We start from the raw sequence: 22,260 nt of genomic DNA, 5'->3' as shown, positions 1-22,260 counted from the left end.
TCTCATCTCGCAGGCGTCAACGGCCTGGCGGGAACACGCAAATCGTCATCATGGGTCTCGGTCGACCCGCCCCTTTGGCTCAACCGCACAGGAAAGCCTTTGTGAAAGATGATGCCATTCATGTAGGCAAAAATCATCGCAAGCGCCGCTGTGCGCAAGGGATAATCAACCAGCGAATGAACGAGAAGAAAAGACACCGATAGGAACGCGGCTTTCTGCAGCGGCTCCCGCCGAACCCCAACAGACGACGCGAAAAGCAATGTCAGGTAAGCCGCGATCAGAAGAACAACGGGCGCGCCACCCTCGAGTGCCAGCTCCAGATAGTCGTTATGAGCGTGATTGACGTAGGGCTTGAAGATCATCTCGCCCTTTTCGTAAATCTGGTAGACCTTCTGAAAACTGCCGAAACCCACTCCCGTCGCCCAATTCTCTTCAATCCCCGCAATCGTGGTGCGGGCGAATTCGGCTCGTCCAAATTCCGGATCAACCACCTCCGCATCGATCTTCGTCCACGCGCCTATCGTGTAGAGCGAAAGGCCGATGAAGACCGCAAGGACGCCATACCGACTTAGCCTGGAGCGAGCGGACAGAAAGACAACCGATATTATGGTGATCGCCAATCCTATCACGATACCGGCGCGCGAACCGGCGGCCAGAAGCAGCAGCAACAGCATTATCAATCCGAGCGATCCAGACAGAAGGTGCCCGCGAAACAGGCCGTGGCAGACAACGAAAGGGATGGAAACGAACAGCAACGCCGAAAAGTGGTTCTGGTTGGCAAACAGTCCCGCATTGATCGTGAACGGCAACAACCCTTCTATGGCAACCGTATCGGAGAGTGAATACTGGATCGCGGCGGCCAATCCGTTACAGATGACACCCATGAAAAAGAACGGCAGCAGGCCGTAGACCTGATCCGTGCGCAAGCGGATAACGCTCAGAAAGAATGCTGCCCTCGCCGAAAAATACAGAAAGCACTCGATCGTTCGCCCGACGCCAACACTGACGAAGCGCAGCCGGGCTTCGCCGGCGAGCCACGGAGTTGCGAGCAGCAGCTCCGGCCGCAATCCGCTCAACAGAGCCGCAGGCAGCGGCACGATCTGAAGGCAGAACACGACAAGGGTCAGGGCAAGCAGCCACAAGACCGGACGAGGGATGCGCTGCCCCGATGGCCTTGAAAAGACGGCCGCGGCCGAGACGATCGCTGCAATCTCGATCAGCGTTTCGGTGTAGAGGCCACTCGCCGTGCCGCCGCCAATCAGCATCGACAGGAAAAGAACCGACCCAAGCAGATACTTTTCCCATTCCGTGGACCGGCTCGAGCGCGCTCTCACAATGAAACTCTTTCGATGCTCAGCTTGTGCATGACCAACGTGCCGACGTATCGAAATCGCCAGCTCTCGGCGATGGCTGCTGTTTCCAGCCGCAACAATTGCATCGGACACGCGTTCGGTCCGATCGCGAAATCAAGGCTCAGATGCTGCCGGTTGAATGTGCCTGCCTGAATGTTGAACCGGGCTATTTCGCTGGCCGGATCTGCGCAGCGGATGGACCAGAACAGCCCCTTTGGCAACTTCAGGTTTCTCCCGGAGGCAGTCAGGGAAATCCTATAGGAGCCGGGAGGCAATTCGACATATTGCTGGAGCGCGGCGTTCTTCACCGGCGTGTTCAAAAATCGAACGGTGGCTCCGCTGTCGCTTTCGCCGACATCGCGCGACCCGGCAAAGGTAATTTCCAGACCGGAGCGATCGTGAATCTGCCAGTCGAAGGGCTTGCCGCTGCGGACCGGTTCAAAGCCGCCGTTGAAAATATAGCCGCCCAGCGTCCGCTCCTGATCGGACAGGCTGAAAAGGAACAGCCGATAGGCCGGCTCATAGTCCTTTTGCCTGATGTAGCCGTTGATCACGGCAGACAGTTCCTTCGATGTCGGTGGTGCACTCGATCCGGTAAGGTCGAGCAACAGTTGACTTGCCGCGCGCAGGCCTTGCGGATCCTGACCAAGGGCAGCGAAAAGATTGGACCTCCACGGAGCCTTTATCTTTATGGCTGCCAGGACAGCCCGGTATCCGTCCGGATCTGAAAGAATCGCCGGCATGCCCGCCGCGATGAGTGGAAAGCGGTCCGGCCACCGACGTAGCAATGTGTCGATCTCAGCGACCGCGCGTGACAGATCACCTACCTCGATCGAACGGTCGATCGATCTCTGAAGTGCATGGATTTCCGTCTTGGACAGTTTTCGAGCCTGGTCGAAGAATTCAAAGGCTTCGTCCTTCTCGCCTTGCCGGTACTTGATCTCGCCTAATAGGCTGTAGAGCCGGGCATCCGCGACATTGAAGCGAAGCGCACCCCTCGCCCTGGCAGCCAAAGCATCCAGATCAGGATCACTGCCCGTTTCGTTCAGGTCACCTGTGATGTCACCTATCAACGCATTTATGTTCAGCGGATCGATCGCAAGCGAGACGGCTGGCGTTCCGGCCTCAAGCAGCCGACTTAGCCCGATCGACGAAGCGGCCAACACTAGAACGGAGGCGACGAACCAAACGCCTGACCGCAGGAGATTTCGCGTGAGCGGGCTGGCCTGCTCCATCATCGACTTTGCCTTCGATTTTCGGGGTGCTCGCGCCGTAGTCGTAGTACTGGTAGTTCATATATTTGTAGGCATAGTTGTAGTCGAACTTGTTCACTGCAAACTTCGACATCGCCCCTCCGATCACATTCGCACCGGCCGCCCGCAGACGCCTGAGCGCCGTCTTGGCTGATTTGCGCGTCACCTGGTTGGTGGAAACGACCATCAACGTGCCCTCCGCCAGCCGGCTAAGGATTGGGCCGTCGGAAAGGCCGACGACCGGTGGAGCATCGATGATGACCAGATCGAAGCGTTTGCCGAGATTGGTCAAGATCATTGCCATCTTCTGCGAAGAGAGAAGGTCGGCCGGGTTCGGCGGAATGGTCCCGGACGTCAGTACAGTCACGTTAGGGTATTTCGTCGTCCTGAAAATGCCCGCCAAATCATCCTTGCGAACGGTATTCGTCAGAAGGTTGCTCAACCCGATCACGTTGTCGAGACCGAACAGCCGATGCAGGTTCGGTTTGCGAAGATCGCCATCGACCAGCAGAACCCTTGCGCCGAGCGCCGCGAAATCCTGGCCGAGCTTGAACGAGGTGGTCGACTTGCCTTCCGAAGGTTCCGAACTGGTCACCAGCAGCGATCGCGGCGCACCCTCCGCACCGGAGAACTGCAGCGATGTTCGCAACGAACGATAGGCCTCTGAGAGCCCGGATTTTTGATCGGCGATGCTGGCTATGAGTTCGCGGTCGTCGACAAGCGGCAGGATGCCGAGCATCGCCAGTCCCAGCTCTTTCTCGACCTGCTCCGGATTGGTGAAGGTGTTGTTCAAGAGCTCGATGATGTAGATGATCGATGCAGTCAAAGCCATGAAAAGCGCCAGCGCGATTGCAAGATTGATGCTCAGGCGTGGAGAATAGGGGGCTACGGGCAGCGAAGCGAAGTCGACGATCGCGGCGCTTTGCGTCTTGAGTTCCGAGCTAACCCCAACTTCATTCAGCTTGGTGATAAGGCTGTCGTACTGCGACCGATTGGAATCGACCTCACGCTTCAGGATCGTGTATTTGATATTTTTGTCGTTGAAGACGGCCTGCTGTCTCTCCATTTCCGCGAGCTTGGATTTTAGGTCGGCCTCCTTGCCTTGCGCTTCCTGGTATTTCAGTCGCAACGAATCCGTTATCGCAAGAACGCCATTGTCATAGAGCCGCTGCAGTTCCCTGATCTGCGATTGCAATTGCTGCATTTCCGGATAACCAGGCTTCAGGATGCCCAGTTTCTGCTGATACTGGCTGGACAGATCCGCCAGCTTTTCGCTGAGCTTCTGCAGACCTTCGCTTTCCAGAACCGGGCCGAGGCTTGATCCGCGTCCCTTTTCTATCTGACTCACGACCCGCCCCGCATCCAGGCGCTCCTGGATCGCCATGGCCAGCGCGGTGTTCAGGGCTTCGATGTTAGAGTCGATCAGCGATTTGTCGTCGCCTGTGACCGTGATGCCGGCGTCTTTTGCGTAGGTGACCAATTCCTCCTCGGATTTTTGCAGCTTTTGCTTCACCTGCAGAACCTGTTCCTGGATGAATTGCCTTGCCAGATCAGAGGTCTCGCTGGTCTGGTCCAGTCGCTGATCGATAAAACTCTGTGCGACCTGATTGGCTACGTCGCTTGCATATTTCGGCTTCTGATCGACAAAGGTGATCGACAGCAGGCTTGTATTGGTGACCAGATTGACCGTCAGATCGTCCAGGATTCGCTTGATGGCGATTGCCTCGCGCTCCTCGGGCGTTCTCTCCTCGATGGAGGGCGACTTCGAAAGTCCGAATGCCCGGTAGACAATGTTGCTCAGCGAAAAGCTCGGCGTCGGAAACAGGAAGTCCGGCTTTTCGCCAAGCCCTAGCTGGAAGGCCACGCGCTGAGCCAGCGCACGGCTCTTCAGCTTTTCACGGGCGGTCAGGAAGGCCCTGACGTCGCTGTTTTCGGAAACAACTTCGATGTCCTGAAAGACCTTCGCCGAAGGGACCAGCACTTCGAGCTGCGTCGTTGCCTGATATTTTGGTGTCTGCATCATTGTCACGATGACGCCGGCGACAAGTCCGGCAGCGGCCATCATGACGATCAACCAACGATACTGGACAATGTAAAACAACAGCTTGAGCGGGTTGAACCCGTCATCCCGACCGCCATGGTCACGACCATAAGGACCGTAGTTTTGCGGCACGTCATAGGGGAGGTCCGCAGACAGGGCCTGTCGGGATCCGGCAAGTTGGGACTGCCTGTTACGATCGAGCATGTGCGAGGTGACCCTGGGGTTGTTCGTCGTGCCCTGTCCTAAGGAATGACCGCAATGCGGGCCGCGCTGGACGCGAGACCCAGGGCATCCTTCAAATTGTTCATCGCGATTTTCGACTTGGAAGCAAACACGACGATCACATCGCCGCCATAAATGCGTGGGTTGCGATTTTTGCCGGCCCGGATTTCCTCGACATTGTAGTTTGCCACGAGCTTGTTTTGGCCGATATTCCGATAGACGAAGACCTTGCCGGCATCACCGACCGGATTGAAGCCTCCGGCAAGGGCGATCGCGTCCAGCAAAGAAGCACCGCTGGACACAGGATAGATACCGGCCTTGTTGACTTCGCCATCGACCGTGATGCGCCGGCCAATCGATTCCTTGACGAAAATCGTCACGTCAGGCGCTTGCAGGTATTTTTCACCGTAGCCAGTCTCGATTTCCTTCTCGAGTTGACGCACGGTCCTGCCGGCCGCAGTCACCGTTCCGATTAGCGGAAGCGAAATCTGCCCGCCTGCGTCGACCTGAACAGTCCTGTTCAAATTGTCGACCTGGAACACGCTAACCTCCAGCACATCATTGGCAGAGAGGGGTTGCTCGCGGCCATTCTGCGTATTCTGCGGCGGCGGCAGGTCCTTCACCACCTGCAGTGTGCCGCCGCCTGAAAGAGCCCTGGAGGACGCCGCCGGCTGAAGGGCGCTGACAGGATTTGTGGACGACGTCGATGTCGACGGGGTGCTGGTGCAAGCAGATATCGCCAGCGATGCGAGCAGCGCTGTCACGGTGCCTGCATTACGCCTTGCAAAATCGAAGATGCCGATCAGTGGGTCCCGCTCTTGAACAGCCGGCCAAATCCGCCGAAACGGCCTACGCTGCTGGCACCCGACCTTTTCGCATTCCGCTTTCCAATGGGCACGAGCGCCCGATCCTGCAATATCGCGTCCGGACGGTTGACCGCCAGAAGCGTCGCCTCGACAAAACACAAATGCGCTACCCGCATGACGGCGAATGACGCATTCGACAAAATTACGCAAAACAGCGGGTGTCGGACCTCGGCTATCGGCTGACAGCGTCATCGTCGTCCTGCAGCCCGGTAATAAGAGCGGCGGCGCCACCAACCGCGGCGGCGCCCAAGAGAGCTGGCAGCATGACAGGCTTCGAGCTGGCAGGCACAACCGTCGCAACTGGCGTATCGAGCGAAACGCACATGCCACCTTCGACAGGATCGACCTTGATCGTGGTGTTGCCAGGAATATCGAATGCGCAGTTGGCACCCACCGCAAGCAAAGCGGACGCCTCTGCCCCGGTCATGATGCGCGCGCCCGAATACACTGGTGCTTCGGGACCCACGCCAGCATAGCCGCCGGCCTGGGACATTTGAACGTTACCATGGACCTGCGTAAGGCGACCTACCGCACCGGCGGACGCCGGCACGGTCGCAAGACAGGAACAGGTCTCCTGAGCGAAAGCATCGGGCGTTGCAAACAGAATGCCCTCTGCGGCGAATACAACAAAAACGAAAACAGCCCCGAACCTACGACGAATCCCCATTTCTACCCCACCCAAACCTGCAACTCACCCTCTTGGAATGAATCACACCGGCTCCCCCGTCAATCTCCGTCAGAGGCTGACGCCGCTGACGTCGTACTGCGTCGCCGCGAACTGTCAGAAGCGCGCAGGCAAAATCGCTTCCAGTAGGTCAACCCCCACCGCCGCCACCGGACGGCTGAATTGCGGCCGTCTGTTCGGAACCAACAAGCTTGAGGCAAATGTTGTCGTCGAGGCGGAAAATATCGAGACTCGAATTGGCCGGCACATTCAGGCTGCAGCCGCCGAACTCGATCGACGCAACAAATACGGCAGGCGCCGTTTTGCTCACAGATTCATCTGTCTTTGATCCCCTCTGCATCACCTTCGACGCACCAATTCAAAGATAGCAGATCAGCACGTAGCAGTTTTTCGATCACAATTCCAACACATTTCGCGTTGGCGGCAATTTAGGCCGATTCGTAACTGTCATAGCACAGTACTTTAGCCATATCGAATGAACAGTTTCGACCAAAAATCTCAGAAACCGACGTTACCCAGCAGAAGACCACAAATACCCTAATGCAGGAAACTCGTTGGCCGGGGCCAGGGCAGATCCATTCACTTCGCCGCAAGAGCATCCAGTCCGTGGCGGTTCAGCAAGACTTGCACATTGGACCGGCTTGAATCGACTCGCCGCAGAGAATTCGGCCCTGCGTAAATATGGCAGCCAGGTCTTCCCCCTTGGCCGTCAAGCCCTTTCATTCTTTCGCCGCGAGGCCATCCAGCTTTTCTATCTGCTGCATATACTTCGCGATGACGATAGTTTCCGAAAATTGCCGCTCGACCTTGTTTCTGCCCTCCACTCCCATCCGGCCCCTGGAGGCATCATCCATCATTGCAAACTCGATCATCTTGCTTGCCAGATCATCAGTGTCCCTCGCCTTGCACAGGAAGCCGTTGATGGCGTGGCCCACCACCTCCCTGCACCCGGGCACGTCGGTGGTGATCAGCGGCTTGCCCATCGCGGCCGCCTCGAGCAGCGAACGCGGCGTTCCCTCCCTGTAGGAAGGCAAGACGACACAATCGGCGGCACGCAGGAAAGGCCGCACATCATCGGTGGTGCCGAGATATTCGATCAATCCCTCACCGACCCATTGCTCGACATGCTGCCGACTGACGGCGGTCCGGTTCTCGACATCGAGAAAGCCGAGTAGTTGGAAACGCACACCGGGCATCTTCTGGCGAACCAGACGGGCCGCCTCGATAAACTCGCCGACACCCTTGTCCCAGAGAAGCCGGGCCACCAGAAGAAACACAATCGCTCCAGGGTTGGTGCGCGCTTCGGACGACGGAGTAAAACGCACGAGGTCGATGCCGGAGCCGGGCAAAAGCCCGGTCTGCTCCTTGCGAACCAAATTCCCAATGACGAACAGCGTCCTGTCATCGTCATTCTGAAAGAAAACCATTTTGGAACGGGCCAGCGCCACCCGATACAAGGCCTTGGCAATTCTGAGCAGGAGCCCACCGCGGACGAATGCTGTCCCCAGTCCGGAAATGTTATTTATGACCGGAACGCCGTTCAGATTGGCGGCGATGGAGCCGAACACGTTGGGCTTGATCGTAAACCCGACAAACGCCAACGGCCTCTCATGCCGCAAGAGACGCCAGAAGCGCCACAGAAGTGCCATGTCCCGCAAAGGCGACATGCCGGAATTGTCCATTTCGAGTTCGACATAGCGGCAGCCCATGGCCGATATCAGCGAAGTGTATTCGTCTCTCGGCGCCACGATGACAACGTCATAGCCATGGCTCTGCAATGCCTCGATCAGCCCCTTGCGGAAATTGACGACGTTCCAGGACGTGTTTGTCGAGACAATTATCTTGCTGCGAGCAGCCGGCATCATTGGCTCCCGCCCGGGCATGGCGAAGGCGCTCCTAACAGCACGTCCGCAAATCGCCCAGGCGACCTTTCCGACAGGGTCTCTCCATACAAGGCCGACCGATCGCCGGCGTGAATGACCTTCAACAGTGCGTCCGCGATTTCCAATGCGCCAAATCCGGCTGAAATCTCCAGGCCGGACAGCATGTCCAGATCTCCCGCACAGGGCGTGGTGACGATGCCGGGAATCCGGCAAGCCATCATTTCCAGAAGGACGTTTGGAAATCCTTCCATCGCCGAGGTGAGCAGGCCGGCGCGCGATGCACGAAACAGCGGAAATGGATTGTCTCTCTGGCCGAGCATATTTATTCGAGAGTCCAGATCGAACTTGCCGGCGTAGGCTCTTAGCTCCGCTTCCATGGGTCCCGCCCCAACCATGCTAAGCTCATAATCCTCGCCGGTTCTTCGCCTGATCTCGGCGAGCACATCAATCGCGATCGTTGGCCGCTTTACCTCGATCAGCCGGCCGCACCAGACAATCTGCGGACGACGGGAAATCATCTTCGCGTCGTCCTCCGCCAACATTTCGGTGGACATTTTGACGATGAGATCTTCGTCAACCGGGTTGGGCAACGTACACAGTTTATCGATTGCTCGCCGAGGCAACACGTCGCGCAGGCGTTCATTCATGTAGCTCGTTTGCGCGACAACCATGTCCTGGCTGCCATAGGCAGCGTAGAGCGCCCTGTAAGCCAGTGCGCGAGGGCCATTGAAGCGATCCAGAAGTACCGTGGATTCGCGAGCGATCAGCCTGCGGCTTCGAAGAACCCCGACGCTTCGGGCGGCGGCCAGGAACGAATTCACCCGCGTGTGGCTTGAGAAAACCAAATCGTACCGATGCCGGATCAGCCGCGGGGCAAGCAAAAGCTCGCTCATCGCTTTGCCGCCGCCGAAGCCGTAACTGCGCCGAATTCCATCCTGGAGTGTTCCAACGGCATCCCCCGCCGCCTGGCTACCCAGAAAGCCGATTTCGACGTCCCAGTCGGGACGGCGCGCAAGTGCCTGCGCAACCAGTTTCAGGATGGCTTCGGCTCCACCTCTGATGTCGAGCGGAATGGCGACCAGCGCGAGCTTCCTTTTCATGAGCTGCAGGGATTCACTGTTTTCGCCGAAAGACATAGGCGTAGGTTTCGGCAGCATCCTTGCCGAGAAACAGCGCCGAAACGCCTAACCAGATGCGCCAGGCGAGAAAGGCCGGCACGAAAAAATAGAAATAGGAGCTCTTCCAGAACAGACGACGCTCGATGAGTTCCAGGCCGTTCCGTTTTGCGATTGTTTCGACCTCACTGGGCAGGCACTTGTCGTAAAAAGCCGGAAACCCGTCATGACCCTTGCCCTTTTCGGGAAAGATCGCAAAAAGCAACCGTCGCTTCATGCCCTCTGGCAGGACCCGACTTAACCTTGCGAAAACAGCGTTGCGCGAGGGCGAGAAAATGGCGACCACGCCTCCCGGCTTCACGCAACTGGCAATACCACGCAAGGCGCCTTCACCGTCGCGGACGTGTTCGAGCGTCGCCTGACAAATCACGACGTCGCCATCGCCCCTGCCCACAAACGAGGTAAGGTCCGCTTCAATCTCCTCGTCGTATATTCCGCGCGGCGCTTTCGACAATTCCTGCGCGTCCAGATCGACCCCAACGATAAAAAGCCTCAGGCGCCGCTTCTCGGATAGGTCGACGAACGGCCTTGCACCCCCGCCGAGGTCGTAAACCAGCGCATCGGAGGCAAGCCAGGCAGGTCCTATCTCCGTCGCAAACGTTCGGTTGCCGTCGATACGAACGCGCAAGGGTAGAACGCTGTCCAGCAACTCGGAAATGGCCACGTTCGCGCGAATAAACTTTCGCAACATCGACACTGCCTCACCGTCAATTTCGTTCGCCGATCTGTGTCCACTCGGACCAGACATCCGCGCTATATCCTGCGGAACACATAGAGCCGCGTATGATGTGAAAACGGGCTGAGCAACCGATCGGCAGCAGCCCGCAAACCTCTTAGGATGCTGTTCCTGCTGTCGTACCAAGCCTGCATCGGCTTTTTGAAAAACGTCTCGTCCTTCAACCCCTTGAAGCCACCCCTTGGTCGTGTGTCCATAAGTTTGAAGCCGTGCTGCTCGAACTCGGAAACAATCGAAGATGGCTCAAGGATGAACTGGTAAAATCCGGCCCGCTCACCTGAAAAACTGGGGTAGAGACCCATGCTGGCCTTCAATCTCCTGAGAGGAGAAATGCTCGGCACCGTCACGAAGGCAATTCCTCCCGACCGGATGATGCGCCGCATCTCCAGTACGATCTCGCTGTACCCGTCGAAGAAGTGCTCGATCACGCCGAGAGACCACACACCATCGAAGAATTCGTCCGCGAAGCCTGTTGCCCGAACGTCCCCAACCGTCACTTGTAAATACGGCGCGGCGCGATTCACGATCCCCACGGTCTTTCGCGCAAAGTCGATTCCATATGCGGAAAAGCCCACCTGATGCAGGCCGTAGACCGTGTTGGCCAGGCCACATCCGGCGTCCAGGACCTTGGCCGATCCTGACAGATATCGCTTGGTCGTTTCGACGACAAAGCGATCTGGCCTCGAGACAGTCCCTTCGGCCCAGTGGGAATCCCAATAGTCGTCGTCGGCTATCGTGCCGACATGGACGATCCGACCGTTCTTCTCGTCATAGAATACCTTCTTCTCATTCATTTCCGGCATCCGACCGGCCACAAAAAACGGTTAGCTGCGTTGCATCAGGCCCATTGTCCGCCATCACGCCCCTTAAGGCGAAAAACGAACAAGCCGCGGCTATGACATAGCCGGACAGGAATGCCATTTCGCTGCCAAGCGGCAGCCGCCACCACAGACTCAATGCCGCCAAACAGCAGCAAGCCAATGCTCCTGCCGCGTAGGAATAGGTCAGCGTCATTGCGTTAGTCGAGCGTAGCGCAAACGGATCGATGACCACCTTTTTCGTCCTGTTTACCAGGACAGCGCAGGAAACGATCGCAAAGACCGCTGGGTGGAATGACCTTCCCAGCCATTCGGACGCATAGCCGGAAAAAAACAGGCCGATTACCCCCATGGCAGACGCAACCGCAAAAATCAGCGCAATGGTCGCGCCCTCGAACAATCCGCGCCGAAACTCCCTGACCTCTCCATTTGCGGCATTGAGAAACGCCCGCGGCACGAACACGAAACTGGCCGCATTCATGAAGAACCCGACGGAGCGTTGCGAGAGATCGACACAGAACGAGAAGACGCCGAGAAGAGCCTGAGAGCCAAACAACAAGATGATGTATCGAATGCCGACAAACATACCACTCTCGGCCAGATTGCTCAGCACAAATGCCCAGCCTGTGGCCAGAGACCCGCCAAGGTAGGAAAGGCGCGGCCGCCTCAGATTCATCGGTCCCAGCAAGGCAAATGAAATCAGCGCTCCGGCGAAATAGCTGAGCGAAAAGGCCGTAAGAGCAGAACCTGCTTTTGCATCTCCGGCAAGCAGGACTACCGCTCCCGCCTGGTATGCGACAGCCTGGCCGATCGCTGACCAACCGTACGCCCACAACCGCAGCTGCGATCTCAGGACCTCTTGAAGTGCGGTGTGCAAGCCGAACGAAACGATGATGGTTGCGGCGACGGCGTTGCCAAATCCGAACCACGCCAGCGCCGATCCAGCCAGGATCACAAACAACGCCACAATGGCCAGCGCAGCCAAAATCGACGATACGTACTCTCTACCCAATGCAGCGGCATGCATTTTTGCGGAAAACGGTATTATCGAATAGGTCGCAGTTCCAAAAACAAGCGTCGAGATAAGTAAAACGGTCGCAATCGTCGTGCTGAAAATCCCATACTGCCCAGTTTCCAGGCGGCTTCCGATGTATAGTAAAGTCACTATGTTCAAAAGGCCGGGCACAATTCGTATGACAACGGCCTCCACGAATTTCCACAGGCTGGTTATGTTCATGAGATCACCCGTGCTAGTGACCTCTTGAGCAAGAAGGGAAAACTCAACGCACCAAAGCGCAAGCAGGCAAGGACCGCCTTGCTCAGGAACCGGCCCGAGCGATATCGCCCAAGCCAGAATGCCCTGATGTAATTCAAGTTCAGCAACAACATCGGGTACGCATTTTGCCGCTGAAGAAGCCGAATTCTTGCGGTCATCCCCTCAGCCAAATACCTCTTTCGCCCGACATCGATGTTGACACAAATGACATCGTGTTCGATCGCCAATCTGGACCAGAGAAGAGATGTTGGAACGCGGCGGAACCGCCCCGCAGGGGCCACGGCAACCTGTTTCAACAAGGCAGTTCTGATGACCTCTTTCCTGTCGCCGACCACACCTTCGTCGGCTCGCATCCTGATCAGGTTCGTACGCTCGGACGGGAACCGATTTGCTGCTGCATCTGGTCCCTCGAGAACCATGGAGAACACAAATCCCGCAATCTTCTCATCGGCACCTTGCCGGGAGAGACGCTCACAAACCTCCGGCAAGCGATCGATGAAGAGATCGTCGTCGTCATCGAAAATCATGCAATAGTCGCCAGTGGCGGAAGCGATCGCCGAAAACATCGCGACCCCTCTGCCGCCGTTCGGGCCTGTCGTGACCACCAATCTCGCATCGCGTGACGCGATCTCCGCAAGCGCTTCGCTTGTCCCGTCCGTCGAACCGTCGACATGGACACATATTTGCACTGGGCACGTCGCGCGCAGCAGCTCCTGAACCAGTGCTGCAACGCGATCCCGCCGATTGAACGTGGGGATGCAAACGCTCAACAGCGCCTGGGACCGCAATGGATTGCAATCTGCCTGTTTGCGAGCCGTATCGATCCCCTCTCCCCCTGGTTGCGCGGTCATGGAACGCAGCTATGCGCGGATCCGCCGGGAACCGCCAAGACCAGGCCTATCCCCGTCCAAAATACGCCAGGTACCACTCGACAAACCGCCCGACGCCCTCGGTCACCGTCGTCGTCGGACGATAGCCCACCGCCTGCTCCAGCGCCGACGTGTCGGCAAAGGTGTCGGGCACGTCACCGGGCTGCAGCGGCAGCAGTTCGACGATGGCTTTCCTGCCCAACGCGTTTTCCAGCGCCTCGACATAAGCGGTCAGCTTCACGGGGCTGTTGTTACCGATGTTGAAGATGCGCCAGGGGGCGCTGCTCGTGGCCGAATCCGGATGGCTGGAATCCCAGGCAATGTTGGCCGTGGCTGGGCTGTCGCTGGCCCGCACGACGCCTTCAGCGATGTCATCGACATAGGTGAAGTCGCGCGTGTGATTGCCGTTGTTGAACAGTTTGATCGGCTCGCCGGCAAGGATGTTCTTGGTGAACAGGAAAAGCGCCATGTCCGGGCGCCCCCAGGGGCCATACACGGTAAAGAAGCGAAGCCCCGTCGTCGGCAGCCTGAACAAATGGCTGTAGCTGTGTGCCATCAGCTCGTTGGCGCGCTTGGTCGCCGCGTAGAACTGCAGCGGATGGTCGGCCGGCCGGTGCTCGGAAAATGGCATGTCGGTATTGGCGCCGTAGACGCTCGAGGTGCTGGCATAGGTCAGGTGCGCAACGGCGCTGTAGCGGCAGGCTTCCAGCATGTTGGCGTAGGCGATGATGTTGCTTTCGACATAGGCATGCGGGTTTTCCAGGCTGTAGCGAACCCCGGCCTGGGCGGCGAGATGGATCACCCGGTCGAATGCGTGATCGGCAAAGCAATCGTCGACCACGCTTTTGTCGGCGAGATTGCCGCGGATGAAATGATAGCCCGCATTGGTCTTGCGGCTCGCTTCATCGAGCAGCCCCAGTCTCGCCTCCTTGATCTGCGGATCGTAATAGCTGTTGACATTGTCGATGCCGACAACCTCATCGCCGCGCTCCAGCAGCCGCTTCGATACGTGATAGCCTATGAAGCCGGCGGCGCCGGTGACCAGAACCTTCATCAGAAACGCCCATCCGTGACATGTCTGGGGAACAGACCCTTGATGTCGTAGATGACGCCTGGGGTCTTGCAAAGCGCCTGCAGGCCATCGACGCCCGGCGCGCGGAACTGCCTGTGGCCGACGGCCACGATGACGCCGTCATAGGGCTCGTCGGGAATATCCTTCATGCTCGTCATGCCGAAGGCGCGCGCGCATTCCTGCGCGTCGACCCAAGGATCCCAGATGTCGATGCCGGCAGTATACTCCTTCAGCCGGGAGACGATATCGGCGACCTTGGAACTTCTCAGGTCCGGGCAATTTTCTTTGAAAGCCGTGCCCATCACCAGTATCCGGCTGCCGACGACTGGCGTCCCTTTGCGCATCATCAGGCGGGCCGTCTGATCCGCCCCGTGCTGACCCATACCGTCATTGATACGGCGGCCGGCAAGAATCACCTCCGGATGATAGCCGAGTTCCTGGGCCTTGTGGGTAAGATAGTAGGGATCGACCCCAATGCAGTGACCGCCGACTAGACCCGGCGTAAAGCGCAGGAAGTTCCATTTGGTGCCGGCGGCCTCCAGCACCTCGGACGTGTCGATGCCCAGCTTGCCGAAGATGAGCGACAGCTCGTTCATCAGCGCGATGTTGAGGTCCCTCTGGGTGTTCTTGATGACCTTGGCCGCCCTGATCTCATCGGTGCTGGCTTCCAGCGTATGGTCCTCGCCGCGCTCCAGCGCGTCCACCCTCGATTGGTTGATGTCGAAGCCGACGACATCCCTGGTGGCACCGAAGGCGACCGCCAGCGGCAGGCCGACGTAGCCAAGTCCGATGATGGCTATCTTCCTGGAGGCGAGATCCATCTGCTTCCTGTTTGTTATTCAGATTCATGCTTCGCATTGCGCTATCGCGCGCCAAACCCGGTGATCATTGTTTTCGTTGTCTTGAGTGTTATCAGAACATCAAGCCAGGGTAAAAAGTTCTTTATGTAATAGAAGTCGTAGTGTAATTTTTCCATGACGTCATCGACGGCGGCTACATGCCCCTGATTTACTTGTGCCCACCCGCTTATACCTGGCCTGACAATATGCCTGTAGCGGTAGAACGGCAACTCAGTCTCGTACCACTGCGACAGCACGACGGCTTCCGGCCGCGGCCCGATCCAGCTCATTTCACCACGCAGAATGTTGATGGCCTGCGGCAACTCATCGAGCCTGAATTTTCGCAAGAAACGTCCGACGCGGGTGATGCGATCGTCGTCGCACTTGGTGATCGCTTCCTCCCTGTCGCTACCGGCCTCGCCATGTTGCCGCATCGAGCGAAACTTGTAGACCGTGCAGATCTTGCCCCGGTACCCCATGCGTTGCTGGCGAAACAGCACGGGACCCTCTGAGTCCAGCCGGATCAGCAGCGCTATCGCTGCCAGCACGGGGGAAAGGGCGACGACCAAGACAAACGCGGAAATCCAGTCGGCCGCCTGCTTGATTTTAAGATAGGCCTGGTTCGGATTGAGGGAGCCAAGCGTGTTTTCGGACAGATGCTCGATCTCGACCCGACCGGTCAAAGATTCCCTGACTTGCTTGACATGGTATACGGGCGTTCCCGAAAGGGCCCGATCGGCGATGTACCGCTCCCATTCCGCGCCAAGATCGGCACGCAGATCGACGACCACGCCGCTGGCTGTTTCAATGACCGTGCTGGTTGACTTGATCCAGAACCAGTGCACCCCGGGCAAGGTCTTGAGACGCTCGACATCTCCGCCGGGAACCACGACGAGCCGGTGTGGGTCGAGATGCCGCGTCAACAGGCTCAGGCCGAAATACCAGAGCGTGGACTGCGTGAAACTTGCTGCGGCCTGGAACCGGCTGTACTCGAACCGGAAAAAGAAGATGGTCAGGAAGACAGCCCCGTAGGACAAGGCAAATGTCGGCAAGATGTAGCTTGCCGCGGCCACTCCCGGGAAATTTCCGATGCGGCGATAGGAGAGGAAACCCGCAAGGTGCGCAATCGCCGCGGCAGTCACCGTTACCTGAAGGTATGCCGAATAGATAAACTCAGGATTGAAGACAATCCGGATAATGGCAGGGGCAAAAATCGCGAATGTCAGTCCGCCAAGCAGCTGAAATCGAATCCTGAACAGGAAATGCCGGCTTCCGACAATAGTTGAAGCCGCGACATTCAACGCCTTGCCCCTTCTCCCGAAGTTGCGGCCACAGGCCAGCGCGATTCTGCATCTGACCTACCCGTTCGTTCGTAGAACGAATCGAACATCTCACCCCCGGCGACTCGACACAGTCGAAGAGCAATGGCTACAACACTTCGTCTGCCTCAGCAAGTATCTGTTTCATATCAATAGTTATCAGAAGTCTTGATCAACATCATTGTTTTTGATGCCTCAGAAAAGCCGCTGTGCACGCAACGTCGATGCCATGATTATCGAGGCAATGACGAGGTGCAGTTCTCAGTGCGAGGCGCGCTGGAGCTTGGGCAGATCGGTTTCGGGGCGAGGAATCTTGTGTTCCCGAAGCCGCTGGATCTTGGCGTCGTCGTGACGGGAGCTGGTCGGATGCTTGGCCAGCCGGCAGGTGCCGATGATCGGCCATGTGCCGACGCACAGGATGCGCTGTTTCCGGAAACCTAAGTGAGATTACTTGGCGGACACCAGGCCGAAATCCGCCAGTCACGCCGTTCCAGCCGGGCTTGACCGCTCAAGCCGCCGGCACCTACCCGCTCGCGTTTCAGCCGCGCTTCAGCAACGACCACACGGCCGGTACTAGGCTTGCCGCGAGCGCCACCTTGATCAGGTCGCCAACGATGAAGGGCACAACGCCGAACTGCCACGACTTTTCCGGGCCGATCAGCAGCGCCAGCCAGGCGAAGCCCATGGCCATCATGACGATTTCAGCAATCAGCATGGCGTTGAAAAGCTTGATCGGATGGCGGTCCCAACCGCGATCGGCGGCCCAGCCGACAAGCGCTGCCATGACGACGAAGCCTGCGAGATAACCGCCGGTCGAGCCGAGCATGTAGGCAATGCCGATGCCCTTCTCCGGGGTGCTCTGGAAGACAGGGAAGCCCATGGCGCCCTCCGCCATGTAAAGCAGCAGGGTGGCGACGCCGAGACGCATGCCGAAGGCGGCGGCGATCAGCAGCACGGCCAGCGTCTGCATCGAAATATCGACTGGCCCGAGCATCACCTTGGTCTTGGCCGACAGGGTCAGCAGCAGCGTTCCGGCGATGGCCAGGAAAAGCTGCGTTGCCAGCCGCGCCGCGCCATTTTGCGGCAGAGCCAGAGAAACAAGCGGACGCGTCGTTGTTGCAATTGCCATGGTATTTCCCCAATCCGGTTGCCGCTATCCGATGTTCGCGGCCTCACGTTCTCCTATATTGGCTTGCGTGTTATGCGGCAATCGGTTTTGCCGTTCCTGAAACAAGGCACCGATGCATCCGCCATGGCACTCAAGTTCGATACCAGCTTCGATCCCCTTTATGGCAAAGGGGTAAGCGTCGCGCCTGACATCCAGCGCATCACGGCCCGCAATCCGAGCCCCTTCACCTTACACGGCACCAACAGCTACATCGTTGGCAACGATACGCTGGCCGTGATCGATCCGGGCCCGGACGACGAGGCGCATCTGCAGACCCTGCTTGACGTGATCGCAGGCCGGCCGGTCAGTCATATCCTCGTCAGCCACACGCACCGCGACCACTCACCGCTGGCGGCCCGGCTGAAAGAGCGCACCGGCGCCGTGGTGCTGGCAGAGGGACCGCATCGCCCTGCAAGACCGCTGCATATCGGTGAGACCAATGCGCTCGACGCCAGCGCCGACATGGCTTTCGCCCCCGACATCACGCTTTCCGACGACGAGGTAGTCAACGGCGACGGCTGGTCGATCAGGACCGTTCTGACCCCGGGCCACACCGCCAATCACGCGGTGTTCGCTCTGGAAGGAACCGGCATCCTGTTTTCGGCCGACCATGTCATGGCCTGGGCAACCTCCATCGTCGCCCCGCCGGATGGGGCGATGGCCGACTATATGGCCTCGCTGGACCGGCTGATCGAACGTGGGGACCGTTTGCTGTTGCCAGGACATGGCGGGGCGGTGACCGCACCGCGCGCTTTCATGCGCGGCCTGAAGACGCACCGCAAGATGCGCGAGCGCGCCATACTGGAGCGGGTCAGAGCGGGCGACCGGACGATCGTGGACATGGTCAAGGCGATCTACAGCGATACCGACCCGCGGCTGCATGGCGCCGCCGGATTGTCGGTGCTTGCTCATCTCGAGGACCTGGTGGCGCGCAGTCTTGTCAGCACTGACGGCGACCCGGCTATCACCGGTATCTTTGTGCCGGCGGGTTAGAACCCGGGCACGAGTTCATCCGTGCTCTCGTACGCTAGAAACGGCTGGAGCGCGCTGTCGGTTGGGGCGACTTCAAGCCCTGGCAGGAGCATTCGGGGTTAGCCGGAAGTCGTGCCGCGGTCTCCAGCGCAACCCGCGAGGCTGTCATGGAAAGGCTCGGCAACACGTGCTCCTGCAACAATTCCTGGCGGTTGCGGTCCATATAGTCGTTGAAACCTGCGGTCACGAACGCGCATGGCACGAAACACGCGCCGATCTCGCGCGACAAGGTAGCCTCAGGGGCGATTGAATGGTTGAGCACGTCCGCTCCCATGTTCCGATACGCCAGAGCTTCAGCGGGGGTTGTCAATCGCGGCCCGTAGCAGTGGGCAGCGACCAACTGCTGTTCGATGCCATGGACCCGGCATTCGGCAGGCCAATGGCGCCGGGCGGTCTCGGCCAGCAATGCCGCGCATCTTGGACATACGATCTGCTTGCCCGAGCAGTCGAAGCTCTGGCGGCCAGGTAGCAGTGAAAACGGGGTCTGCGACAGTTCGATGATATCGGCGCTCACCACCATGTCTCCGGGCTGGATCGCCTTGTTGACGGCGCCGACGGTCGAGCAGGCGAGCACTTGTCGTACACCCGCGTTCATCAGGACCCAGAACGCGCGGCGATGGCAGGAATGGTCGATATGGTCTCGGGGATTGCCGTGCGAATACATGCACAATGCACGTTTCGTTTTACCTTCGGCTGTAATCGACGCATCGAACTCGAGAAGCTTCCAGTTGTCGGAGCGACCGAAAGGCGTTTCAAAACTCATGTCGCGCCGCAAGGTGCGCACACCATCGACTTCGACATCTTCCGGGAAGGCAAGCCCCCAGTTTGCAGAGCCGGTGATGATGGCCAACCCTACCTGAGGTATGTCCGTTGATTGATACGCCAGATCGGCGGCTGGGTGATGATTTGTAGGCATGTTTCCAGTCTCGGTCAGGATTTTCGGCGAAGGGTCACGATCAGGACGACGGCCACGACGATGGCGGTCCACAATGTCGAGATCGCCGCAATGGTCGGATCGATCTGATCGCGCAGCGATAGGAACATAAGCTTCGGCATCGTGCTGTTGCGACCACTTGAGATGAAGATTGAAATCACAGACTCATCAAGCGAAGTCAGAAACGCCATCAATGTCGCCGACAGCAAACTGATCTGAAGTTGGGGAACAATTATTCCGCCAATAGCTCTGGCCCAGTTCGCACCGAGGCTACGAGCCGCCTGAACCTGGTTCCAGTCAAAGCGGGCCAGGGCGGGCAACAACACAATGCATGCGACCGGAATGGCCAGCACGACATGTCCAACCAGCACACCGAACAGCGTCCCGACCAGCCGTTGCGCCGCCAGAACAAAGAAGAGACCGATCGCAAGCAGGATGCCCGGCACAATGGACGGGGTGAGCAGGACGCCCTGAATGGTTACCGCGGCCTTTCCGCCGAGCCGATTTATCGAAATGCAGGCCAGCAGCCCCAGGGGCACGGCAACCATCGCCGTCAATGTCCCAAGGATGAGGCTCGTCCTGAGTGCGGCCATCCATGTCGCCGACCCGAAGAAAGTCTCGTACCAGCGCAACGAGTATGCGCGCGGCGGGAACTCGAGAAGATTGGACGCCGAAAAGGACAGCGGCACGACCACGAGCGTTGGCAACATCAAAAACGCCATTACGAGTGCGGAAAAGCCCCACAGAAAAATGCGGGACAGCCTGTTGTCAGGATAGGCCTCAAGCATGGGCCGCACCGTTGCGCGTCAACAGTCGCCGTGCCGCCAGGAACATCCCCCCGATCATAGCCATGACGACGAGGAGCAGAATACCCAGGACGCTCGCCGACCCCCAATCCTGAAAGGTCGATAGCGTGCGCTCGATCCGGGTAGAGAGAGGATTTACCTTGCCGCCGCCAAGCACCGCCGGTGTGATGAAAAACCCTATGGTGTAGATGAAGACGATGGTCGAACCCGAGAAGATGCCGCCGGCCGAAAGAGGCAGAATGACCGTGCGGATCACTTGCCCGAGAGAGGCTCCCATGCTCGACGACGCGCGAATGAGGTTTGCGTCGATATCGCGCATCGCGGCATAAACGGGCAGCAGAAAGAGCGGCAGCATGTAGTGAACCATGCCGATGAGCGTTCCCGTGAAGTTGTAGACCAGCGGCAATGGCTCCGCTGTCAGGCCTGAACCTGTCAAAGCCGCGTTGATCAGGCCATCGCGCCGCAAGAGCACGAGCCAGCCATAGGTGCGCACCAGGATCGATGTCCATAATGGCAGCATGACGAATGCCATCAGCAAATTGGCGACCCTTGGTCTGGCGCTGGCCAGAGCGAGCGCCAGCGGGGTGCCGAGAAAAATGCAGATCGCCAGTGTGGCCAAGGATAGCTCAAGGGTTGTGACGAGTGCCGACCATGTCAGCCCGCTCGAAAGCACCTTCTCGTAATTGCCGAAAGTGTATTCGCCTCCCGTTGTCAGGAAGGATTGCCGGATGATCCACAGGATAGGCAATATCGCCGCCAGTCCAACGATGAACAACGCTGGCAGCGAAAGCGACAGGAAGAACCGCCGCTCGCGCAGGGCGTCTGCCGCGAGTGCGGGATCAGCGGTCGCGGTCACGCTATCGTTTCCGGTAACGGGTGAACTTTCGCTGCCGGCGCATAGGCGGTCACCCGCTGGCCGGTGGCAAGCTCGCCGCAGCCGCTGGCCAGGGCTGCCGGAATGCAGACAAGAACCTCTTGCCCGCCGCCATCCAGCGCAAGGGTAAGAAGCCAGTTCTCCCCGCGAAACGCCTTGGCGCGCAGTGTTCCTTCGAGCGCTATCCCGTCTCGCCCGACTAGCTTCTCATCAAGATGGAAGCTTTCCGCGCGGATCATCAAAGTGGCGCGCGACGCATCGGCGCCGTCGATTCTGCGCACCAGGCCTGGGGCAACAATGTTGGCCTCCCCCATGAACTCCGCGACGAAGCGGGTCGATGGGCGATCATAAATCCGCTGCGGCGTGTCGATCTGCTGGATGCGGCCGGAATTCATCACCGCAATCCGGTCTGACATGATCAGCGCTTCGCGCTGGTCATGCGTCACATAGATCGTGGTGATCCCCAGATCGTCATGCAGACGCCGGATCTCGTACTGCATGGTTTCGCGCAGATTCTTGTCGAGCGCCGACAACGGCTCGTCCATCAGCATCACGCGTGGCTCGAAGACGATTGCCCGTGCCAGCGCCACCCGCTGGCGCTGACCGCCAGACAATGCGGCAATGTTGCGCTCCGACAGACCTTCCAGTTTCACGCGGGCCAATGTGTCAAGCGCTCGCCGACGGGCCTTCGCCTTCGGCATCTTTCGCAGCGCCAGCGGATACGCGACATTCGACAGGACGTTCATGTGGGGGAACAGGGCGTAGTTCTGGAACACTATGCCGATGTCCCGCTTGTTGGGGGCCAGGCGGGTGATGTCCCGATCCCCCAACAAGAGTTTGCCGGAATCCGGCCGGACAAAACCGGCCAGAGCCATGAGTAACGTGGTCTTGCCCGATCCCGATGGCCCTAGCAGCGTGAGGAATTCGCCAGCTTGAATGTCGAGCGAAACATCATCCAGTGCGACGTATGTCCCGTAAGACTTGCTGACGTTGTCGATGGTGATCGGGAGCGACTCCATCATCTGCTCCAGTCTTACAGC

Annotated in this window: 22 protein-coding genes; 2 read left to right on the top strand and 20 right to left on the bottom strand. The window is 58.6% G+C overall.

Annotation, left to right across the window (positions count from 1 at the left end; all coding sequences use genetic code 11):
- Window positions 1–2: 2 nt before the first annotated feature.
- The 15 genes from NKH57_RS11345 to NKH57_RS11275 form a co-directional block, all read right to left on the bottom strand.
- Complete coding sequence (locus NKH57_RS11345; RefSeq protein ID WP_352944235.1) at window positions 3–1,445, bottom strand: O-antigen ligase family protein; 1,443 nt, start codon at window positions 1,443–1,445, stop codon at window positions 3–5.
- A complete protein-coding gene (locus NKH57_RS11340; RefSeq protein ID WP_352944233.1) occupies window positions 1,331–2,590 on the bottom strand; it encodes a tetratricopeptide repeat protein in 1,260 nt (419 codons plus the stop codon). The genes NKH57_RS11345 and NKH57_RS11340 overlap by 115 nt, the downstream gene beginning before the upstream one ends.
- Complete coding sequence (locus NKH57_RS11335) at window positions 2,478–4,850, bottom strand: GumC family protein (protein ID WP_352944231.1); 2,373 nt, start codon at window positions 4,848–4,850, stop codon at window positions 2,478–2,480. The genes NKH57_RS11340 and NKH57_RS11335 overlap by 113 nt, the downstream gene beginning before the upstream one ends.
- 38 nt (window positions 4,851–4,888) lie before the next feature.
- Window positions 4,889–5,926, bottom strand: a complete 1,038-nt coding sequence (locus NKH57_RS11330; RefSeq protein WP_352944229.1) for a polysaccharide biosynthesis/export family protein — start codon at window positions 5,924–5,926, stop codon at window positions 4,889–4,891.
- Window positions 5,907–6,401: a hypothetical protein gene (locus tag NKH57_RS11325; protein WP_352608093.1), complete on the bottom strand. Its 495-nt coding sequence runs from the start codon at window positions 6,399–6,401 to the stop codon at window positions 5,907–5,909. The genes NKH57_RS11330 and NKH57_RS11325 overlap by 20 nt, the downstream gene beginning before the upstream one ends.
- A gap of 148 nt (window positions 6,402–6,549) precedes the next feature.
- On the bottom strand, window positions 6,550–6,729 hold the full coding sequence (locus tag NKH57_RS11320) for a hypothetical protein (protein ID WP_352608091.1): 180 nt from the start codon (window positions 6,727–6,729) through the stop codon (window positions 6,550–6,552).
- Between the two features lie 409 nt (window positions 6,730–7,138).
- The gene (locus NKH57_RS11315; protein WP_352944227.1) at window positions 7,139–8,281 is read right to left on the bottom strand and encodes a glycosyltransferase family 4 protein; all 1,143 of its coding nucleotides are present in this window, start codon (window positions 8,279–8,281) and stop codon (window positions 7,139–7,141) included.
- On the bottom strand, window positions 8,281–9,438 hold the full coding sequence (locus NKH57_RS11310) for a glycosyltransferase (RefSeq protein ID WP_352831148.1): 1,158 nt from the start codon (window positions 9,436–9,438) through the stop codon (window positions 8,281–8,283). Before NKH57_RS11310 ends, NKH57_RS11315 begins: the two co-directional genes overlap by 1 nt.
- Window positions 9,416–10,168, bottom strand: a complete 753-nt coding sequence (locus NKH57_RS11305; RefSeq protein WP_352944249.1) for a class I SAM-dependent methyltransferase — start codon at window positions 10,166–10,168, stop codon at window positions 9,416–9,418. The genes NKH57_RS11310 and NKH57_RS11305 overlap by 23 nt, the downstream gene beginning before the upstream one ends.
- Before the next feature lie 62 nt (window positions 10,169–10,230).
- Window positions 10,231–11,007, bottom strand: coding sequence for a class I SAM-dependent methyltransferase (locus tag NKH57_RS11300; protein WP_352944225.1), 777 nt, complete (start codon window positions 11,005–11,007; stop codon window positions 10,231–10,233).
- Window positions 11,000–12,268, bottom strand: a complete 1,269-nt coding sequence (locus tag NKH57_RS11295) for an MATE family efflux transporter (protein WP_352944223.1) — start codon at window positions 12,266–12,268, stop codon at window positions 11,000–11,002. The genes NKH57_RS11300 and NKH57_RS11295 overlap by 8 nt, the downstream gene beginning before the upstream one ends.
- Window positions 12,265–13,158 (bottom strand): glycosyltransferase family 2 protein, encoded by an 894-nt coding sequence (locus tag NKH57_RS11290; protein ID WP_352944221.1) that lies wholly within the window; start codon window positions 13,156–13,158, stop codon window positions 12,265–12,267. Before NKH57_RS11290 ends, NKH57_RS11295 begins: the two co-directional genes overlap by 4 nt.
- Window positions 13,159–13,204: 46 nt before the next feature.
- Entirely contained in the window at window positions 13,205–14,230 is a 1,026-nt protein-coding gene (locus NKH57_RS11285; protein WP_352944219.1) for an NAD-dependent epimerase, read from the bottom strand.
- Window positions 14,230–15,069: a nucleotide sugar dehydrogenase gene (locus NKH57_RS11280; RefSeq protein ID WP_352944217.1), complete on the bottom strand. Its 840-nt coding sequence runs from the start codon at window positions 15,067–15,069 to the stop codon at window positions 14,230–14,232. Before NKH57_RS11280 ends, NKH57_RS11285 begins: the two co-directional genes overlap by 1 nt.
- 41 nt (window positions 15,070–15,110) lie before the next feature.
- The gene (locus NKH57_RS11275) at window positions 15,111–16,388 is read right to left on the bottom strand and encodes a sugar transferase (RefSeq protein WP_352944215.1); all 1,278 of its coding nucleotides are present in this window, start codon (window positions 16,386–16,388) and stop codon (window positions 15,111–15,113) included.
- A 186-nt stretch (window positions 16,389–16,574) separates the two neighbouring features.
- Between NKH57_RS11275 and NKH57_RS11270 the strand changes: the two genes are divergently transcribed.
- Window positions 16,575–16,847 (top strand): hypothetical protein, encoded by a 273-nt coding sequence (locus NKH57_RS11270; RefSeq protein WP_352944213.1) that lies wholly within the window; start codon window positions 16,575–16,577, stop codon window positions 16,845–16,847.
- A 97-nt stretch (window positions 16,848–16,944) separates the two neighbouring features.
- Here the strand turns inward: NKH57_RS11270 and NKH57_RS11265 are convergent, their stop codons facing one another.
- Entirely contained in the window at window positions 16,945–17,535 is a 591-nt protein-coding gene (locus NKH57_RS11265; RefSeq protein ID WP_352731095.1) for a biotin transporter BioY, read from the bottom strand.
- Between the two features lie 123 nt (window positions 17,536–17,658).
- Here NKH57_RS11265 and NKH57_RS11260 point away from each other — a divergent pair, with 123 nt between their 5' ends.
- Window positions 17,659–18,567 (top strand): MBL fold metallo-hydrolase, encoded by a 909-nt coding sequence (locus NKH57_RS11260; protein ID WP_352731097.1) that lies wholly within the window; start codon window positions 17,659–17,661, stop codon window positions 18,565–18,567.
- 34 nt (window positions 18,568–18,601) lie between these two features.
- On the opposite strand, the gene NKH57_RS11255 is transcribed toward NKH57_RS11260, so the two are convergent.
- Genes NKH57_RS11255 through NKH57_RS11240 form a run of 4 tightly spaced genes read right to left on the bottom strand, consistent with a single transcriptional unit; the run spans window position 18,602 to window position 22,239 of the window.
- Window positions 18,602–19,522, bottom strand: a complete 921-nt coding sequence (locus tag NKH57_RS11255) for a phosphorylase family protein (protein ID WP_352731099.1) — start codon at window positions 19,520–19,522, stop codon at window positions 18,602–18,604.
- Window positions 19,523–19,536: 14 nt separating this feature from the next.
- A complete protein-coding gene (locus tag NKH57_RS11250) occupies window positions 19,537–20,328 on the bottom strand; it encodes an ABC transporter permease (RefSeq protein WP_352944210.1) in 792 nt (263 codons plus the stop codon).
- Window positions 20,321–21,202: an ABC transporter permease gene (locus NKH57_RS11245; RefSeq protein WP_352944208.1), complete on the bottom strand. Its 882-nt coding sequence runs from the start codon at window positions 21,200–21,202 to the stop codon at window positions 20,321–20,323. The genes NKH57_RS11250 and NKH57_RS11245 overlap by 8 nt, the downstream gene beginning before the upstream one ends.
- Window positions 21,199–22,239 carry an ABC transporter ATP-binding protein gene (locus NKH57_RS11240; RefSeq protein ID WP_352944206.1) on the bottom strand — a complete coding sequence of 347 codons (1,041 nt, stop codon included), beginning with the start codon at window positions 22,237–22,239 and terminating at the stop codon, window positions 21,199–21,201. The genes NKH57_RS11245 and NKH57_RS11240 overlap by 4 nt, the downstream gene beginning before the upstream one ends.
- Window positions 22,240–22,260: the final 21 nt, after the last annotated feature.

It is taken from the genome of Mesorhizobium sp. M1050 (assembly GCF_040318715.1).
Lineage (GTDB): Bacteria > Pseudomonadota > Alphaproteobacteria > Rhizobiales > Rhizobiaceae > Mesorhizobium.
Note: the sequence above shows the minus strand (reverse complement) of the source record. Positions and strands in the feature narration are given on the sequence as shown.

Excerpts from the sequence above, each read along its gene's own strand:
- NKH57_RS11340 (WP_352944233.1), bottom strand. The coding sequence starts at position 2,590 with ATGATGGAGCAGGCCAGCCCGCTCACGCGAAATCTCCTGCGGTCAGGC.
- NKH57_RS11330 (WP_352944229.1), bottom strand. The coding sequence starts at position 5,926 with ATGACGCTGTCAGCCGATAGCCGAGGTCCGACACCCGCTGTTTTGCGT.
- NKH57_RS11280 (WP_352944217.1), bottom strand. The coding sequence starts at position 15,069 with ATGGATCTCGCCTCCAGGAAGATAGCCATCATCGGACTTGGCTACGTC.
- NKH57_RS11300 (WP_352944225.1), bottom strand. The coding sequence starts at position 11,007 with ATGAATGAGAAGAAGGTATTCTATGACGAGAAGAACGGTCGGATCGTC.
- NKH57_RS11265 (WP_352731095.1), bottom strand. The coding sequence starts at position 17,535 with ATGGCAATTGCAACAACGACGCGTCCGCTTGTTTCTCTGGCTCTGCCG.
- NKH57_RS11290 (WP_352944221.1), bottom strand. The coding sequence starts at position 13,158 with ATGACCGCGCAACCAGGGGGAGAGGGGATCGATACGGCTCGCAAACAG.
- NKH57_RS11310 (WP_352831148.1), bottom strand. The coding sequence starts at position 9,438 with ATGTCTTTCGGCGAAAACAGTGAATCCCTGCAGCTCATGAAAAGGAAG.
- NKH57_RS11295 (WP_352944223.1), bottom strand. The coding sequence starts at position 12,268 with ATGAACATAACCAGCCTGTGGAAATTCGTGGAGGCCGTTGTCATACGA.
- NKH57_RS11305 (WP_352944249.1), bottom strand. The coding sequence starts at position 10,168 with ATGTTGCGAAAGTTTATTCGCGCGAACGTGGCCATTTCCGAGTTGCTG.
- NKH57_RS11255 (WP_352731099.1), bottom strand. The coding sequence starts at position 19,522 with ATGCCTACAAATCATCACCCAGCCGCCGATCTGGCGTATCAATCAACG.
- NKH57_RS11285 (WP_352944219.1), bottom strand. The coding sequence starts at position 14,230 with ATGAAGGTTCTGGTCACCGGCGCCGCCGGCTTCATAGGCTATCACGTA.
- NKH57_RS11250 (WP_352944210.1), bottom strand. The coding sequence starts at position 20,328 with ATGCTTGAGGCCTATCCTGACAACAGGCTGTCCCGCATTTTTCTGTGG.
- NKH57_RS11325 (WP_352608093.1), bottom strand. The coding sequence starts at position 6,401 with ATGGGGATTCGTCGTAGGTTCGGGGCTGTTTTCGTTTTTGTTGTATTC.
- NKH57_RS11315 (WP_352944227.1), bottom strand. The coding sequence starts at position 8,281 with ATGCCGGCTGCTCGCAGCAAGATAATTGTCTCGACAAACACGTCCTGG.
- NKH57_RS11260 (WP_352731097.1), top strand. The coding sequence starts at position 17,659 with ATGGCACTCAAGTTCGATACCAGCTTCGATCCCCTTTATGGCAAAGGG.
- NKH57_RS11335 (WP_352944231.1), bottom strand. The coding sequence starts at position 4,850 with ATGCTCGATCGTAACAGGCAGTCCCAACTTGCCGGATCCCGACAGGCC.
- NKH57_RS11240 (WP_352944206.1), bottom strand. The coding sequence starts at position 22,239 with ATGGAGTCGCTCCCGATCACCATCGACAACGTCAGCAAGTCTTACGGG.